An 18,437-nucleotide genomic window follows, 5' to 3' on the forward strand; every position below is an offset into this window, starting at 1 on the left:
CTCATGGCTAAAAAAGAAAGCGTGCAGAAGAAACTGCAACGCATACGTCCACCGCGTGTTCAGCTGACTTATGATGTTGAGGTTGGTGATGGTATTGCATCTAAAGAATTACCGTTTGTGGTTGGAGTAATGGGGGATTTTTCAGCGGCATCCGAAGTAGAAAAGACCAAATTAAAAGACAAAAAATTCATTAATGTCGATTTAGATAATATTGATGAAGTGATGCAATCTTTAGCACCGCGTGCGGCTTTTCAAGTGGAAAATACCTTGACTGCGGAAGGTGGAAAACTATCCGTTGATCTCATTTTTAACTCGATGGAAGACTTTCGTCCAGAACAGGTCGTACAACAAGTGGATCCGCTGCGTAAGTTGCTAGAAGCGCGTGAGCGTTTAACGGATTTGCGTAATAAAATTTCTAATAGCGAACGTTTAGAAGATTTACTGGATGAAGTGCTGAACAATACCGATCAAATTCGTCAATTGAGTGCAGAGGCTGAACGTGAATAATTTACAAACAGCAGTTGCATCAAATCAGCAAGTAGAATCGGTAGGTTTATTGGATTCAATTATTGAGCAAAGCCGTATTGCGCGTAATGCGGATGAGCAGATTCGTGCCAAAAGTTTGATTGGTGAGTTGGCAAAAGAAGTCATGGCGGGAACAATTACTGTTTCTGAGAATATGACGCTGTCTATTGATCAGCGTATTGCCGAAATTGATGCATTAATTTCCAGTCAGCTCAGCCAGATTATGCAGCATGCGCAGTTTCAAAAAATTGAATCAACTTGGCGGGGGCTTTACTATTTTTGCCAAGAAACACCCTCGAATAGCATGATCAAAATTCGTATGTTAAATACGACAAAAAAAGAATTGGTCAAAGATTTTCAGGGGGCAACTGATTTTGACCAAAGCACTTTGTTTAAAAAGATTTATGAAGAAGAATATGGCTCGTTTGGTGGAGCGCCTTATGCGGCACTGATTGGCGATTTTGAGTTTGATCGTACCCCGTCAGATATGTATTTATTGGAACAAATTTCGCATGTGGCTGCAGCGGCACACGCACCTTTTGTATCGGCTGCAAGTCCGAGCATGTTAGGACTTGAATCATTCACGGATATTGACCGCCCGCGTGATGTTTCAAAAATCTTTGAAACGGCTGAATATGTGCAATGGCGTTCATTTCGAGAGAGTGAAGATTCACGCTATGTTGCATTAATTATGCCGCATGTGTTGGGTCGCCTGCCTTACCATCCCAAAGATGGCACAGCCACAGAAGGCTTTAATTTTATAGAACATGTGTCTGGCGAAAAGCATGATGATTATTTATGGATGAATGCTGCTTATGCTTTTGGCACGCGCTTAACCAATGCTTTTGATATGCATGGTTGGTGTGCTGCGATTCGTGGGGTTGAAGGTGGTGGTTTGGTAGAAGGCTTACCTGTACACACCTTTAAAACCTCAGATGGTGAAGTGGTATTTAAATGCCCGACTGAAATTGCCATTACAGATCGCCGTGAAAAAGAACTCAGCGATCTAGGTTTTATTCCTTTGGTTCATTGTAAAAATACCGATTATGCAGCATTTTTGGTGCGCAATCTGCACAGAAACCTAAAAAATATGACAATGATACAGCCAATGCGAACTCTGCATTGTCGAGTCAAATTCAATACATCATGGCGGTGTCACGTATCGCACATTATTTAAAAGCCATGATGCGCGACAAAGTCGGAAGTTTTGCATCTGCAGGCAATGTGGAGGCCTTTTTAAATGAATGGCTTTCGCAGTATGTCTTGCTTGATGATGGTGCATCTCAAGAAGCAAAAGCGCAATATCCGCTTCGAGAGGCATCTGTAAAAGTTGTAGAAGATCCAGCTCAACCGGGTCATTACAAGTCTGTGGTGTTTTTAAGACCACATTTCCAGCTAGACGAGTTGTCTGTTTCTTTGCGACTCGTGACTGAATTACCTCAGTCCTCACATTAAGAGCCTAATCATAACTTTAAATATAAAAATAGAGGTCAATTATAAATGAAAGATATATATGTTGAGTTTCGCGGCAAGTACAAAGTCGATGGAGAATCACGAGATGCTGAACACAAAGGTTGGCTTGAAGTGAACTCTTGGTCACATCACATTCGTCAACCTAAATCTGCGACCTCAAGTAGCGTTGGTGGTCATACCGCTGAACGAGTTGAACATTCAGATATGATTTTTGTGAAAGACTTAGATGCAACCAGTCCTAAATTATGGGAAGCGTGTTCTGCGGGTTATACCTTCGATGAAGTGCAAATTGATTATTATCGTGCCAATGGCGATAAGCGAATCAAGTACTTACAAATCAAATTGAAGCATGTTTTGGTTTCAAGTGTGACGCCTACTGTAAATGAAGAGGGCGTTCCGGCTGAAACATTTGGTTTGAAATATGCAGCAGTTGAGTGGACGTATAACCAACAAGACATTAATGGCACTGCAAAAGGTGCAGTGACGAAAAAGTGGTCGTTGTCCAATAACACAGCTTCATACGCTGCTTAATCAAGCATGGGGTGATTAGACTGAGGTCATAGCACCTCAGCTCTAATTTCTCAAAATCTCTCAAAGATTATCGTGATCATCATGAATTTAGATCATTTATATCCTTATGGTTTTAGATCAACTTTATTTGATCGTTTGTTCGCTGAACAAGAAAACGGATTAAGCGGGATGTCGATTCAGCAATTGCGCGAGTCAGTTGCACGTGATTTAGAAGATTTGCTGAATAGTCGAATTGCAAAGTTTGATCGAAATATGGATGAGTTCCCACTCGTTAAAAAATCGATTTTGCAGTTTGGCATTATTGACTTTATTGGATTGTCGACAGCGAACCCTTTAGATCGCGATAAAATTTGTCAATCGATTGAGCAGTCCATTACAGCGCACGAACCAAGATTGAAGCAGATTAAAGTTGACATGCTATTTGATGGACACAACATGGGCGCGCTTTGTTTAAGTATTCAAGCTTATTTAAATATTCACCCATTGTATGAGCCTGTTTTTTTTGATGCCTTACTCAAACCCACAACACAACAATATGTTATTTCTGCCCGAGCTTAGTGGGAGTCCACTGTGATAGAGCAACTTTTACCGTATTATGAAAAACAATTACAAGAATTCGGTCAACAATCTAGAGCATTTGCAGAGAAATATCCGAAGATTGCACAGCGACTCGCGTTAAATCAAGAGCAAATTGATGATCCGCATATCGAGCGTCTCATTCAGGCATTTTCCTTTATTGCTGCACGTATTGATAAAAAATTAGCAGACAGTTATGAGGTTTTTACTTATTCTTTGTTTGAGGTGATGTTTCCGCAGTATCTACGTCATTTTCCCGCGTGTACGGTGGTGAGTTTTGATGAGCGCGATAAATTGAAACAATTGACTGCAGCACAGTTAATTCCAGCAAAAACTACATTAAAGTCACGTAGTTTTAAAGGCGTACAATGTGAATTTAACACCAGTCAAGATGTGCGTTTATTGCCGATTGCAATAACGGATTTGGCATTTCAGACCTCACCAAGTGTACATCTGAATTTGAATCAGAATGCAACTTTAAGTCTGAAATTTGAAATTTTTAATGATGCACACAGCTGGATTTTAGATGAAAAACTACCGATCTATTTGGATGCTCTTTCTAATTTTCCCCTACAAGTTTTAGATGGTATTTTTCGTCAGGAAACAGCTTTTTCCCTTCGTGTTGGACAAAGCGTAACTGATATTCGCAACCCATTTACCGTGATGGGATTTAGCGAACAAGAGAGTTTATTGCCGATTGATCAATACACGCATCATGCTTATCGTTTATTGATGGAGTATTTTTGTTTTCCTGAAAAGTTTCATTATTTAAACTTTGATTTGAGTGTTTTAAATGAACACTTGCAGCAGCAAAATAGTTTTGAAATATTGATTCATCTCAAACTGAATTTGAATAATCAGGCACTTCTACGCAATTATTCCGCATTGAATGTCGCAAATTTTAAATTGTTTAGTACACCTGCAATTAACCTGTTTGAAAAGCAGGCAGAACCGCAAAAGATTTTACATACACAATTACACTATCCCTTGATTACAGATGCGCATCACCCTGAGTTATATCAAGTTTATGCAGTGATCGAAATGAATATGCTGCGCGAAAAGACTCGGCAGGCTGCAACTCATTTGCCTGTTTTGCCATTTTTTGCCATGAGTCATTATCATCCAGATCAAACTCAATTTTTTTATACGCTGCATTATCAGCTTGTGCAAAATAAAATGATGCCAATCAGCTATTCGATTATTTCCAAACAGTTGCAGCCAGATGAAGTTAAATCGGATTTTATCAGTACACGTTTGCTGTGTTCCAACGGTGATTTGGCGCATGAAGCGCTAAGTCAGAGCAATCATGTTCTACATTTAAATGACAGTCGTCTGGCAAGGCGTGCCAATATTCTAAAACGACCTACCTTGGCGGTTTCATTTGATCAAAATAGTCAGCAACAATGGCGCATTATTTCGCATCTTTCACTCAATACTTTGGCTTTAATGAAAGGTGATGCTTTGAGTCACGTGAAAGAGCTTTTAACTTTATACAATTTGCCGCAGTCGAAAGACAATATTGTATTGATTGATACAATCAAACAACTCAGTTTTTCCACAACACATAAGTTAGTGAATACACAGCCATTTCCTATGTTTGTTCGGGGTGTGAAAGCTGAGCTTTGTATAGATCCACGTGTTTTTCATGGACACAGTCTTTATATTTTTAGCCAATTATTAAGTCATCTTTTTAATCTGAAAGTTCAAATCAATAGTTTTGTGGATGTCGTCATTAAAGACAGTCTGAATCAACAGGAGATCTACCCATGCGTGCAGAACGTTGGTGGCAAGACACTTCTATAATTGATCAAGTCTTTAAACAGCCAGGCACATTTGAATTTGTTCAATCGACGCGCTTATTACGTCATTCGACTGTAGTGCAAGGTCAATACCATTGGTCAGCAGCGTTTTATTTTGAACCTTCATTTCGCTTGAGTTTTCCATTAGCGGAAATTGAATCGTTGCATTATCAGGATCAACGTATTCATCTAAGCAATTTAGTGATCGGACTGACTGGTATACAAGGGGCTTTGCCTTATAGTTATACGCATCAGTTAAAACAGCATTTGCGTCAACAGCGTTTGGAAGCGCAAGCATTTTTAGGCTTATTTAATCATCAACTGACCGCAAAATATGTCGATGCGACTTTGGCATATCACTTGCCCATCCGCTATGAGATAGAACACAAAAATGATTATCTCGATATTTTGCATGCGTTAAGTGGTTATTCGAGAACTCATCATGAACAGCCTGATTTAGATGAATATTTTGCCGAGTTTTCTGGATTCATGCAGGGGCAGAATAACACTGCACATGCCTTAAAAACGGTCTTGTCCTGCATTTTTGCGCAGCAAATACATATTCGGGAATTTGTAAAAGAAAAGTTTCAGTTACAGGATGAACAAAAATCCTGCTTAGGTGGCAAGAATCCAAGTTTGCTCGGGCTGAATACGTTTTGTGGAAGTACTATGCAGCAAATGGATGGCAAAATTGAGATTCAAATTGGGCCTTTATGCCGAGCGCAATATCTCGCTTTTTTGCCAGATCAACCTTTAAGCCACAAATTAAAACGTCTGATTGAAACATGGTGTGATCCAAGTTTGCATATTGATTTGCGTTTGATTTTAGGTCGAACAGAAATTCAGCCGATGTGTTTAGATTCAAAACATGAGATGGGGTTGGGGCAAGGTGCATTTTTAATGCCTACTAAGACATTAGACCATCATGCTGAAACTTGCTATGCCTTAATAGGACGTGCGCCATGTTGAAGAAGTTTTTAGCAACATGGATTGCCTGTTTTATTTTGTTTGGATGGGGCGCGATTGATTATTGGCGTGATATTCAATATCAACCTGAATTGACAGATTTGATTGCATATTTTTTGGTTGTACCGATGCTGATCAGTGCAGCTTTGTTTGCACCTTGGTTTATTTATCAGGTTTATCAGCACTACAAAATGCAGCGGCAACAAGCTTCACAGACTGAATTTGATTCAGCGCAGTTTTTCACAACAGCCATGCCTCATGTTGACCCTCAATATTTGAAATTGCATGTGTATGCAGCAGCTGCATATAGTGCTTTAGGTGAAAATGAGGCAATTCTGGAAGGTATTCAGCATTTTACCAGTCCAAAGTTAGATCGAAATTTACTGAATTTACATGGGCTGCCGATGCTTTCGTATCGCATTGAAGATTTAGATCAACAGCACGGTGATGGAAGTGCGCATGAGCAAGATGAATCATGCTTGTCACTTCGACAGCAGCGCATCATGGCATTAATTCAACAGCAAATTGAACAGCACATTACGCTTTTGAGTCTGATCTCAGCGCAGCTAAAATGCTCAAGTTTATTTTATGAAAGCCAGCATTTACATGAATATCGTATGCATCCTTCATGGACAGATTTAAGTTTGGCAGATACTGAACAGGGTGAGCTTGCTCAGCTTGAACAGGTCTATCGTTTAGATCGTCTGAATCTACATATTTTATTGTCTGCAGAGCTTGTAGATGTTTGGGATGATTCACACAGTAATACGGCTATTCAGCGTATTTTAGATGAAATGGGCATCATTTTAGAAAAAATTCACCTTGAATATCATTATCTAAGAGCATTATCTGCCGAACAGGAACTACAGGAATTATTTGAGCGTATTCAGCATCAAGCACATGAAATTGCTTTGATCATTGTGGTGGATTCTGAAATTGATCAAGTATTGATTGATGAAAAATGTTGGATCAATAGCAGCTATCTCCCTGCCGAATTTATTAGTAGTTGGTGTGTTGCAAATACTGCTGTGCAACTAGAACAGCAACGACCTATCAAGGCTTTTAATCTATTTGCCGATCAAGCTCATGTGCAACAAATATTTGAAATATTAAAACTGCGTGAGTTGGCACTAGACCAAGCCGAAGCGCCTTTTGTATTCATGCTTGAAGATGCTACGGATCGTAAAGCAATGAAAAAATGTGAACAGTTTTTCGCAGAAAGTCCTGTCGAGCCGTATCACTATTTATATTGTAAACCCGCTGTCGGAAATACCCTGAACTTAGCCAAACCATTTGGGTTGATGTTGGGAGCATTGCTCCCAAGTCATCAAGCCGCTTTGGTTTATACACAAAATTTACAGGCATGCATCCAAACTTTTTCTGAGATTCCCGCAGAGCGAGCATGTGCAGCATTTGCTGATTAATGAACAACAATAATAAGAGAATTCCATGCATATTATTTTAGCTTATTTGTGGCAGTACATGAGTAATCCTAAAGCGATGATTGCTTTATCTTTATTCATTGCCTTGCTATCCACATATTCAGTGCTACCCCGCAAAATATTTTGGATATTGGTAGTCAGTTATGCGCTGAGTGTCATTGCCTATGTTATTTATTGGCTCATCCAGCGCAAACAGCACGCGGAACAAGGTGAAAAACTTGCCCATGCTATTGAACAAAACCATCAGGCTGTTTCTACCCAATATAAAGACAAGGCAGAATTACAATCAATTCAACAACAAGTGAAAGAATCAATCCAGTTGATTCGTAAATCTAAACTTGGCGATAAAAAGGGCAATGCTGCCTTATATGAATTGCCCTGGTATATGGTGATTGGTAATCCTGCTGCAGGTAAAAGTTCTGCAATTTATAACTCAGGCTTGAAGTTTCCATTTGAAGAAACTCATCAAAAAATGGTGTCAGCTGGTTTAAGCGGCACCCGAAGTTGTGACTGGTTTTTTTCTACCCAAGGCGTTTTGCTAGATACAGCAGGACGTTATTCGGTGTATGCAGAAGATCATGCAGAATGGCTTGGCTTCTTAAATATTCTTAAAAAAAGCCGAGCCAAAGCCCCTGTAAATGGCTTGATTGTGATCGTGAGTATTGCTGAATTAATCAGTCAAAGCCCCGAACATTCGTTGAAACTTGCTAAAAATTTACGTGCCCGAATTCAGGATTTAACCGAAAGACTGGAAGTTGTGGTTCCTGTGTATTTGGTATTTTCCAAAATGGATTTAATTGCAGGGTTTACCGAGTTTTTCAATTGTTATGCAGCGCAAGAATATAATCAGGCTTGGGGCGCGACTTTGCCTTATGAGCAAAACTCATCGCAGCATGCCGTGACATTGTTCGAGAAACATTACAACATTTTATATGATGGCTTAAAAAGCGTGAGCACCACACATTTAAGTCGCCGTCATGCTCAAAATATTTCGCCGAGTGTCATGACATTTCCATTGGAATTTAAAACTTTAAAGCCAGCATTAAAAAGTTTTATTGGGACTTTATTTGAAGATAATCCGTATCAATTCCAACCTGTTTTTCGAGGTTTTTACTTTACCAGTGCGTTACAGGAAGGCAGCATCGAAAGCCCGATGACAGAAAGTATCGCACAAGAATTTCAACTGCAGCAGATTGCAAGTCCTTTTCAGGACGAAGAAAAAAGTTCGATTGCCCCAAATCATGGCTATTTTTTACAAGGTCTGTTTTCCAATGTGATTTTGCGAGATCAGCATTTGGTGAAACAACATATTAATCCTGCGAAAAAACGTCAGCGTTATATGGCATTTACTGCTGCATTGCTTGGTGTTGGATTGTTGCTCAGTGTTTGGGTATGGTCATATCGCCATAATCAACAACTCATTGCCGATGTTCAGGCAGATTTAGATCAAGTTGTACGTTTGGAAAAAACTTCTGGGCAGGTTTTATCCACGCAATTGGAAAGCTTATTAATTTTACAAGCGCGACTGCAACAGTTGGATGGATTTTCCGAACAACGTCCACTTAAGTTCAGTTTTGGCTTATATCAGGGCAAGAAGTTACGCGAACAGCTCAAAGTTGAATATCTAAAAGGCGTTCAGCAGATTGTATTGTTGCCAACCCAGCAAAATATCGCGCAATACTTACAGCGTGTCCAACAAGATGCGGCAACACTCAAAGCGCATCATATACATGCAAAAACGCAGCAAGTTGCGAAAACTCAACCATATTTAGAGCCTTCCGTGCAAAATCCGCAAGATGCTTATAATGCGTTAAAGGCTTATTTAATGCTGACGAATCCTGAATATCGGGAGAGCAGTCATTTAAGTGATCAGATTTCACGTTTTTGGCGCACTTGGTTGGATGCTCATCGTGGAGAAATGCCACGTACGGACATGATTCAGCAGGCAGAAAAAATCCTGTCTTATGCCATGACACTCGCTCATCAGGACGATTTTCCTGTACTGGAAAGCGATGCACAAATGGTCGATCAAACTCGTCAAGTGCTGTTGTCGGTCATTCAGGGAATGCCTGCACGAGATCGGGTATATAACGAAATAAAAATGCGTGCAGCAGTACGTTTTCCTGCACTTACGGTCAGTCAAATTGTGGGGGAGCAACACAGTCGCATTGTTTTAGGCAGTCATGCTTTGCCTGGTATTTTTACGCAGCAGGCGTGGAATGAATATGTCGAACAAGCCATTGATCAGGTAGCCAATCAGCCAACGGACAGCAAAGATTGGGTGCTCAATAGTCATCAGTCGGATGATCTAACTTTTTCAGGAAGTCCTGAACAAATCCGTAAACAATTGCTGAGCTTGTATCAGCAAGAATATGTGAGTGAATGGAAGAAATTTCTAAATGGCATCCATTATGCAAAAACAGATCAGTTCAATCAGCAAGTGAAACAGCTTGATCTGTTGGGAGAGCCGCAAAACTCGCCAATTCGCAAGTTATTGCAACGTATTGCAGTGGAAACCAATTGGGATAATCCAATTGTGCAAGCTGAACTTGCTGTGCCTGAACAAGGATTTATGGCGTGGTTTAAAGACAAAGTGCTGCGTCAATCTAATGACAAAGCTGCAGCGCAGGCAGCTCTAAAAGCGCAAGGTGCGATTTCTCAAGAATACCAAATGTTTTATCAACTGCTGCGTAAACGTGACGATTTACAGGATCAATCTCTGTTTGATGTGTATATGAACAACCTTGCACAGGTGCGCAGCAAGTTAAATGATCTTCAAACGGCAGGGGAAATTGGACCAAGTGCAATGGCATTGTTCAAAAAAACCATCCATGATCAAAACTCGGTCTTTAATACAACGCAAAAATATGTCGATGAAAAAATGATGGTGGGTTTAAAAGAGGCTGACCAACAATTATTACAAAAACTGTTGATGACACCGCTAACTCAATCTTTTGCAAGTTTAATTGTACCGACACAAGATGAAATTAATAAATTATGGCGTATTCAAGCCTATCAACCGTTTGCAACACATTTAGGTCAGAAATATCCATTTCATTCAGGGGGGACTTTACAGGCAACCAGTCAGGAAATGGGACAAATTTTTGGTGAAACAGGAAGTATTGCTGGCTTTGTCAAAGACACTTTAGATCCGTTGTTGATTCGTCGTGGTTATGTCTTAACTTCAAAAACATGGAAAGATTTAGGCTTAAATTTAAATCCTCAGTTTGTGATGGCATTTCCGCAATATGTTGCGCCAATTCATGGTATGGCAACAGGACGTTTAGATCAGCCTGCAACATCTGCTGTTTCAAATCAATCCAATTTCCAATTTTATCCATTACAGCACCCACAATTTTTATCGTATAGCATCGATATTGATGGTCAGCGAATGCAGTTTGAAAATGGAATTCAACAATGGGTCAACTTTGTGTGGCCCAATCCAGGCGCAATTCCCGGCGTGCGTATTAGTGCAGTCGATTTAAACGGTCAGTCGCATACTATTTTTGAAGCACCGGGCGAATATGGCATTAACCGTTTAATTGATGCTGCACAGCGCAAAGAGCAAAACGGTCACTTTGAAATGACTTGGGTCAGTAAAACGGAACCATCTTTATCTTTAAAAGTGAATTTCCGCTCTGTACACGACAAATTTCATAGGCCCCTTGTCCTATCAGGCTTTTTCTTTCTTAAAATTGCTAGCACTTTCTTAAATTCTTCTTTTTTTCCAAAACCAATCAAACGTAGAATAGCCATTTGAACATAGTCCAAACCGTAGCGAAATAAACTTACTGAAAGTCGTCCATGCTTCTTTATTTTTATCGTTTTTTTCTGATCATGTTGCCATTCACCTGTTAAATAGCACCAACAGAAACCGATAGCTAGCACTGCTATCAATTTCTTGACTCGTCTAGGGTCTGTTAAACGAGTATTTTCAAGATTGAATCCACGTCCTTTGAGACAACTAAATAACGTTTCGATTTCCCAGCGTAATGCATAATCACGAATAGCAGAAGCATTAAACATAGGAGAAACAACAAGTAAAAGTTCTCCATCTTCTAATCGTAGCGCACTAATATACAGTTTCACTCGACCAACCCAAATACGTCGTTTACGACATTCAGTTTGACCAACTTGAAGATGACGAAATAAATCACTAATTTTATGATTCTTGGCTAAGTGATTGGTCACAATAAAGTTTTTTTAACACGTATACAGAAGTTAATGTCATTTTCAATTAACCATGTAAACCATTTCTCACCGATAAATTCTCTGTCTGCAAACACATTCACAATACGATCTTTACCAAAAATGGAGATAAAGCGTTGAATCAAAGCAATACGCTCTTTTGTATCTGAATTTCCACGTTTATTGAGCAATGTCCAAACAATAGGTATCGCTATTCCACGATAGACGATGGCCAACATCAAGATATTGATATCTCGTTTTCCCCATTTCCAATTAGTTCTATCCAAAGTTAATTGGACTTTATCGAATGAAAATATATTGAAAATTAACTGAGAAATTTGACGATAATCGAAATACTGATCTGCAAAGAAGCGTTGTATACGTCGATAAAATGATTGTGGTAAGCACTTGATGGGTAAGGCTTTAGATGCAGAAGAAAGATTACATGTCTGTTTTACAATTAATGCAAGCATAATCAGTGTAAAACATTTTACATGTGACTTGTTCCACTTTAGATATTTGTTTAAGATGAGATATAACTCATTGAAATGTGTCATCATATTCGTCGTCAGAAAACAAGTATTATGCCATTATTTCAGTGAGTTATCTTTTTTTGTCGTGTACAAAGGAATTTCCGACTCATTAGCGGACATAGCTCGGGCAATATTGGTTCAAGTCGTGGTTATGTGGGGTTGCAGTTGGTCGATCAAGTCACCACGACCAAAGCACTTCTTGTGGTTGCTGCACAAACGACAGCAATGAGTCCCGCACAAACAGCGGCTACGCAGTCTAAAACTACAATGTCTGCACAAGTGGGAGGCGTTCCGCAATGATCAAGAGAAATAACACTTGGCAAAAGGCGTGGTGGGTATGCAAGCAGTAAAAACCGTACCTTTATATTATGGAAAAATACCTGCCCGTGGTGATTTTATAAAGTCTAAAGGGCAATCGGAACTCATTCAGCAGCTCGATCAGTGGATTAGTAATGCACTGGAACATGCCATGCAGAGCGCAGATTTTAAACAGCGTTATGCAACTTTGCCTGCTTTAGATTTTTTGATTGCCCATCCAGCAGAACCAATGTTTTTAGCTGTTAATTTAAAGGCGAGCCAAGATAGCTCGGGGCGGGCATTTCCAATGCTACTGGGGCAGTTGTTTGAGGTCGAACAGCCGAGTCAAAAGTTATTATTTGTGCCGTTTTTTTACAAAGCTATTTGGACTGATTTATTGCAACGCAATCAGGTCTTAAGCAATATCCGTGATCCCAATATGTCATTTGAACTGTTGAATCAATTGCCGAATAGGGTTCAACTTTTGAGTGCAGAAGAATACCAAGACTTTTATGAAAAACACAGCACGCATTCATTGGCACAATTAATGAAAATCAGTGTCAATGACTTGGCTCAGAGTATGATTGGGTTGGGACTTTTACTGCAACCCGTCCTCAAAAATGGCACTCGTCGTTTAAACAAAGTGATGATTTTACCGCTGAATCATCCGCGATATTGCTTTGAAATCGCAGCATTTTGGATGGGCATGATCGGACGCTTTTTAGGCGCGCATCATGCTGAAATTTTGCTGGGGATACTACATTCTGAGGCACCCATTTTGATCATTGATTTTCAGGGGGTTGATGTCATGACGCTGCGCGATCTATTTATTCAAAATATGCAGGGTGAACATTGGGTTTCTTTAATTCAAGCCACTTGGATTGATGCCTATTTAGAACAAAATGCAGGTCTTGCAACATTAGAACAATTACTTTGTCAGCGACAGTTGAATCTTAACCAAGCATTAAAGCTGTTTAGACAAACTTTTTTAGATGAATAAATATGAAAAATAATCAAAAACGTATTCGCGTAAATCTACTTATTGGCTTGTGTTTTTTAGTCCAAAGTCATTTGACTTATGCAGCGCTCATTGTGGTAGAAGGTGTAGTGCCAAACGAAGCAAGTAAACAAGCTATTTTGGCGAAAATGCAAGCTGTGTATGGTGAAACGCAGGTACTAGATAAAATTCAAGTCCGTGCAGTTGTTGCACCGAATGGTTGGGATGACTCAGTCTCGCGTATGATTACAGCGGATTTAAAAAAGATTTCGCAAGGGCAGTTACGTGTGAAAGGGACTCAAATTGATTTGATAGGAAAGGTGAGTGCTGCTCATCAAATTCAAGCTACGACAGCAAACTTTCAGGCTTTGGTACAGCAGCCTTATCGTTTAAACACGCAGCTTTCAGGGAATCAGTATGAACAAAAGATGCTGGATGCTACGCTCAAAAACAGGATTATTGAGTTTGAATCGGGTAGTGCGATTTTAACTGATGCAGGTCAAAAAATTCTGGATGAAATGGTTGTGGCATTGAAGCAAGTTGGCACCAAAAAAGTGAAAATTGTTGGACATACAGACAGTTCGGGCGACGCGCATAAAAATATAGTGTTAAGCCAATCACGTGCAGAAGTGGTCAAAAATTACTTGGTCGATAAAGGTATTACGGCAACGCATTTAAGCACCGAAGGTCAAGGTTCTAATCAGCCTGTCGCAGACAATACAACGCTAGAAGGACGTAAGAAAAATCGACGTATTGAATTTGAGGTGCTTTGATTAGTTGATATTGAGCAAGGCGGAAGTTGAGCGTCATGTCCTGATTTTGAGAGCATCTGTGTGTAAACAGATGGCATAGAAAATAAAAACAGCATCAATCATTCAGTAATTTCCACAGTGATAGTGCTTTGTGCAATTTAAAGCACGAATCTTGAATACATTGATCTGAAATAGAGGCTTTAAATCAACATTCGGAAGTTTTACTGCCGAAACGCGCCAAGAAAACCATTTTCCATCTAGCTGATTATGGCATTTCACAGTAGAATATGCGCTCTCTTCAAGTCACATTGTGGCATGGTCCAAAAGATCAGCCCGTGGAGCCAAAATCAGCATGTTTATCGTTGCCGGTGCACCTGCACATTCATCTTTTAAGAAAACTCAACTCTTAAACCGTTTAGCGTCAATGAGTTCTGTTCAATCTTTCGATAGCCAATGGGTTTATTTATTTGACCAAGCGCTCGACGAGCAACAACAGCAATCTGCTTTACAGCTTTTAAACGATGGTGCATCTTTTGAATTACGCCAAGCTGCAAGTGATGAAGTTCAAATTTTAGTGACACCACGTGTGGGCACAATTTCTCCTTGGTCATCAAAAGCAACCGATATTTTTGCCAACTGTAATACGCCTGTACACCGCCTAGAACGCGGTGTTTTGTTTACCTTAAAAGGTATTACAGACGTTTCAAACGAAGTAAAACAAGTATTGCATGACCGCATGACCGAAAGTGTGTTTAACCACATTAACGATGCTGCAGCGTTATTTGTTGAAACTGAACCAAAACCTTTAAATAGCATTGATATTTTGGGTGATGGCAAAGCGGCATTGGTAAAAGCCAACAGTGAGTTTGGTTTTGCCTTGTCTGATGAAGAAATTGATTATTTAACCGAAGCATTTATCAAGTTAGGCCGTAATCCGCATGACATCGAATTGATGATGTTTGCACAAGCCAACTCTGAGCACTGCCGTCACAAAATCTTTGGTTCTGAATGGACAATTGATGGCGAAGTACAGCCATTGTCATTGTTCCAAATGATCAAAAATACTTATAAAGAATCACCAACAGATGTATTGTCGGCTTATAAAGACAACGCTTCGGTGATTGTTGGTTTTGACACGCAGCGTTTCTATCCGAAAAAAGATGCTGCAACAGGTCACTACGTTTATAAATATAAGAGCCAAGCTGCCCACATTCTAATGAAAGTGGAAACGCACAACCACCCAACTGCAATTGCACCATTTGCAGGTGCTGCGACAGGTTCGGGTGGTGAAATCCGTGATGAAGGCGCGACAGGTCGTGGTGGTAAACCAAAAGCAGGTTTAACAGGCTTTACAGTATCGAATTTAAATATTCCTGGTTTTGAACAGCCTTGGGAAGAAAACTATGGCAAGCCTTCACGTATGGCATCGCCATTACAAATTATGATTGAAGGCCCATTGGGCGGTGCAGCGTTTAACAACGAATTTGGTCGTCCTGCGTTAAATGGTTACTTCCGTACTTTCGAGCAAAACGTGAATGGTGAAGTAAAAGGCTTCCATAAACCAATCATGATTGCAGGTGGTTACGGCAACATTCGTCCAGACCATGTCGAAAAAGACCCAATTCAGCCAGGCGATTTATTAATCGTTTTAGGCGGCCCTGCGATGTTGATCGGTTTAGGCGGTGGCGCTGCATCTTCTGTAGATAGCGGAACCATGGGTGAAAATCTTGACTTCGCTTCAGTACAACGTGAAAACCCAGAAATGGAACGCCGTTGCCAAGAAGTGATTGATACATGCTGGCGTTTGGAAGATGCTAACCCAATCGTATCAGTGCATGACGTGGGTGCAGGTGGTATTTCGAACGCAATGCCTGAGTTGGTGAATGATCACGAACTAGGTGCTGTACTTGATTTGCGTAAGATTCCATCTTTAGAACCAGGCATGTCACCAATGGAAATTTGGTCAAACGAAGCGCAAGAGCGTTATGTATTGGCCATCCGTCCAAGTTCTTTAGAATTATTTGAATCAATCTGTGCGCGTGAGCGTTGTCCGTTTGCAGTATTGGGTGAAGCGACAGAAGCGCGTCATTTAACGGTTGAAGATCCACTGTTCAATAACAAAGCTGTAGATATGCCAATGCAGGTCTTGTTAGGTGGTACGCCACGCATGAGCCGTTCTTATGAAAGCATTGAGCGTCAAGGTGATGATTTTGATGCAGCTCAAGTTACTGATCTGAAAGATGCGATTTACCGTGTCATCAAGAATCCAACTGTTGCTTCTAAATCATTCCTAATCACGATTGGTGACCGTTCAATTACAGGTATGGTTGCACGTGATCAGTTGGTTGGCCCATGGCAGGTGCCTGTTGCAGATGCAGCAGTAACCACTACCAGCTTGCAAGGCTTTACAGGTGAAGCAATGGCGATGGGTGAACGTCCACCTGTAGCTTTATTAAACCCTGCAGCATCTGCGCGTTTGGCAGTGGCAGAATCTATTTCCAATATCATGTCAGCCAAAATTGACCAGATCAGCGACATTAAATTATCTGCAAACTGGATGGCAGCAGCAGGTCAAAAAGGCGAAGACCAAGCTTTGTTTGAAGGTGTAAAAGCCATTGGTATGGAAATGTGTCCTGCGCTAGGAATTGCAATTCCAGTAGGTAAAGACTCATTGTCTATGCGTACCACTTGGAATGACGAAGGTGTTGATAAATCTGTAACTTCACCAATGTCAGGTGTAATTACTGCATTTGCACCAGTGACCGATGTACGTAAAACACTAACCCCTGAATTGAAAAATACCGATTCAGTATTGGTACGTATTGACTTGTCTAAAGGTCAGTTCCGTTTAGGCGGTTCAATTTTAGCGCAAGTGTATAAAGCTATTGGTTCAGTAACACCAGATGTCGATAACTTTGACGAATTCAAAGCATTCTTTGCTTTGGTACAAGACTGGAATAACCGTGGCTTGATTCAAGCTTATCACGACATTGGTGATGGTGGTTTATTGGCAACTGTAACAGAAATGATGTTCGCTTCACGTTTAGGTGTGGCGTTAGAAGATCAATCTGTTGCGGCATTGTTTGCTGAAGAAATTGGTGCAGTACTACAAATCTCTAAAGCAGACTGGGCTAACTTAGCTGCTGAAGTTGCTGCATCTACTTTGAAAGATGCGATTTCGGTAGTCGGTACAGTTAATAGCACAGACCAACTTGCTGTAAATGGCTTGGTGCTTGAACGTGCCGATTTGCAAGCGGCTTGGAGTGAAGTATCACACCAAATCCAGCGTTTACGTGACAACTCAGAAACTGCTGATCAAGAATTTGCTTTGATCACAGACAAAAACCACAAAGGCTTAATTGCTCAACCGACATTTGACTTAAATGAGCCAGTTGAAGCGCCATACATCAACACACGTCGTCCTAACATGGTGATTTTACGTGAACAAGGCGTAAACGGTCATGTAGAAATGGCGGCAGCATTTGACAAAGTCGGCTTTAACACCGTTGACGTACACATGAGTGACTTGCTTGCAGGGCGTGTCGATTTAGACGACTTTGAAGGCTTAGTGGCGTGTGGTGGTTTCTCTTACGGTGACGTATTAGGTGCTGGCGGTGGCTGGGCGAAGTCAGTCTTGTTCAACCCGAAATTACGCGACCAGTTTGAGAAATTCTTTAACCGTCAAGAAACGTTCTCACTGGGTATCTGTAACGGTTGTCAAATGTTGTCACAATTGGCACCACTCATTCCAGGTGCAGAAGCGTGGCCACGTTTCCATCGCAATACTTCAGAAGTGTTTGAAGCGCGTAGCGTTAACGTCCGTGTGGAAAAATCAAACTCTGTATTATTGCAAGATATGGAAGGCTCGATTTTACCAATCGCAGTGGCACATGGTGAAGGTCGCGTCGTTGCACCAGAAGCTAATTTGGCAGCCTTGAACGCAGGCAACCAAGTGATTTTACGTTATGTCGATAGCCACGGAAATGCGACTCAACATTATCCAATGAACCCGAATGGTTCGCCAGAAGGTATTTCAGGCGTAACTTCAAAAGATGGTCGTGCAACAATTATGATGCCGCACCCTGAACGTAATTTCCGTGCGCTTCAACATTCTTGGAAACCTGAAGAATGGACTGAAGATGGTGCATGGTTACGTATGTTCCGCAATGCGCGTAAATTTATTGGTTAAGATTTTACTCGCTTAATCTATAGCAGTCAGCCACCTTCGGGTGGCTGATTTTTTTGCTGTGAATATGCAACTTTTATATAGACGTGCATGTTTCCACCTAAATGAATCGTCGGCTTGCTGTTCAACAATTCTGCATTAATCTCAACAATCATAGTCATCCTAGACAACT

At 40.6% G+C, this 18,437-nt stretch carries 13 protein-coding genes and 1 pseudogene; 12 read left to right on the forward strand and 2 right to left on the reverse strand.

The window, feature by feature from the left end; all coding sequences use genetic code 11:
- The first annotated feature begins 3 nt into the window (after positions 1-3).
- The 8 genes and pseudogenes from tssB (at position 4) to tssM (ending at position 11,072) form a co-directional block, all read left to right on the forward strand.
- The gene (tssB, locus tag F947_RS04535) at positions 4-507 is read left to right on the forward strand and encodes a type VI secretion system contractile sheath small subunit (protein WP_004972705.1); all 504 of its coding nucleotides are present in this window, start codon (positions 4-6) and stop codon (positions 505-507) included.
- Positions 500-1,980 (forward strand): annotated as a pseudogene (tssC, locus tag F947_RS04540) (type VI secretion system contractile sheath large subunit). The gene tssB and the pseudogene tssC overlap by 8 nt, the downstream one beginning before the upstream one ends.
- A gap of 45 nt (positions 1,981-2,025) precedes the next feature.
- Entirely contained in the window at positions 2,026-2,529 is a 504-nt protein-coding gene (locus F947_RS04545; RefSeq protein WP_004972712.1) for an Hcp family type VI secretion system effector, read from the forward strand.
- Between the two features lie 81 nt (positions 2,530-2,610).
- Positions 2,611-3,087, forward strand: a complete 477-nt coding sequence (gene tssE, locus F947_RS04550) for a type VI secretion system baseplate subunit TssE (protein ID WP_004972715.1) — start codon at positions 2,611-2,613, stop codon at positions 3,085-3,087.
- A 12-nt stretch (positions 3,088-3,099) separates the two neighbouring features.
- Entirely contained in the window at positions 3,100-4,908 is a 1,809-nt protein-coding gene (gene tssF / locus F947_RS04555; protein WP_004972719.1) for a type VI secretion system baseplate subunit TssF, read from the forward strand.
- The gene (tssG, locus tag F947_RS04560; RefSeq protein WP_004972723.1) at positions 4,872-5,873 is read left to right on the forward strand and encodes a type VI secretion system baseplate subunit TssG; all 1,002 of its coding nucleotides are present in this window, start codon (positions 4,872-4,874) and stop codon (positions 5,871-5,873) included. Before tssF ends, tssG begins: the two co-directional genes overlap by 37 nt.
- Entirely contained in the window at positions 5,867-7,294 is a 1,428-nt protein-coding gene (locus tag F947_RS04565; RefSeq protein WP_004972725.1) for a hypothetical protein, read from the forward strand. Before tssG ends, F947_RS04565 begins: the two co-directional genes overlap by 7 nt.
- Positions 7,295-7,319: 25 nt before the next feature.
- Positions 7,320-11,072: a type VI secretion system membrane subunit TssM gene (gene tssM, locus F947_RS04570; protein ID WP_004972727.1), complete on the forward strand. Its 3,753-nt coding sequence runs from the start codon at positions 7,320-7,322 to the stop codon at positions 11,070-11,072.
- Here the strand turns inward: tssM and F947_RS14465 are convergent.
- Positions 10,967-12,057, reverse strand: a protein-coding gene (locus F947_RS14465) for an IS4-like element ISAba33 family transposase (protein ID WP_099046178.1) whose coding sequence is annotated in 2 segments (ribosomal slippage) — positions 10,967-11,517 and positions 11,517-12,057 — 1,092 coding nt in all. Because the reading frame shifts where the segments join, the coding sequence is not laid out codon by codon here. The genes tssM and F947_RS14465 overlap by 106 nt on opposite strands.
- Before the next feature lie 129 nt (positions 12,058-12,186).
- Between F947_RS14465 and F947_RS14590 the strand changes: the two genes are divergently transcribed.
- The 4 genes from F947_RS14590 to purL all read left to right on the forward strand — a co-directional run bounded on the left by F947_RS14590 (position 12,187) and on the right by purL (position 18,268).
- On the forward strand, positions 12,187-12,333 hold the full coding sequence (locus tag F947_RS14590; protein ID WP_154648275.1) for a hypothetical protein: 147 nt from the start codon (positions 12,187-12,189) through the stop codon (positions 12,331-12,333).
- 37 nt (positions 12,334-12,370) lie between these two features.
- Positions 12,371-13,330, forward strand: a complete 960-nt coding sequence (gene tagF / locus F947_RS04580) for a type VI secretion system-associated protein TagF (RefSeq protein WP_004972733.1) — start codon at positions 12,371-12,373, stop codon at positions 13,328-13,330.
- A gap of 2 nt (positions 13,331-13,332) precedes the next feature.
- The gene (locus tag F947_RS04585) at positions 13,333-14,100 is read left to right on the forward strand and encodes an OmpA family protein (protein WP_004972736.1); all 768 of its coding nucleotides are present in this window, start codon (positions 13,333-13,335) and stop codon (positions 14,098-14,100) included.
- Positions 14,101-14,431: 331 nt separating this feature from the next.
- Positions 14,432-18,268, forward strand: a complete 3,837-nt coding sequence (gene purL / locus F947_RS04590) for a phosphoribosylformylglycinamidine synthase (RefSeq protein ID WP_004972737.1) — start codon at positions 14,432-14,434, stop codon at positions 18,266-18,268.
- 26 nt (positions 18,269-18,294) lie between these two features.
- Here purL and F947_RS14905 read toward each other — a convergent pair whose 3' ends face one another.
- On the reverse strand, positions 18,295-18,426 hold the full coding sequence (locus F947_RS14905) for a hypothetical protein (RefSeq protein WP_256732322.1): 132 nt from the start codon (positions 18,424-18,426) through the stop codon (positions 18,295-18,297).
- Between the last annotated feature and the right edge of the window lie 11 nt (positions 18,427-18,437).

Source organism: Acinetobacter towneri DSM 14962 = CIP 107472, assembly GCF_000368785.1.
In the GTDB taxonomy this organism is placed as follows: Bacteria; Pseudomonadota; Gammaproteobacteria; order Pseudomonadales; family Moraxellaceae; genus Acinetobacter; species Acinetobacter towneri.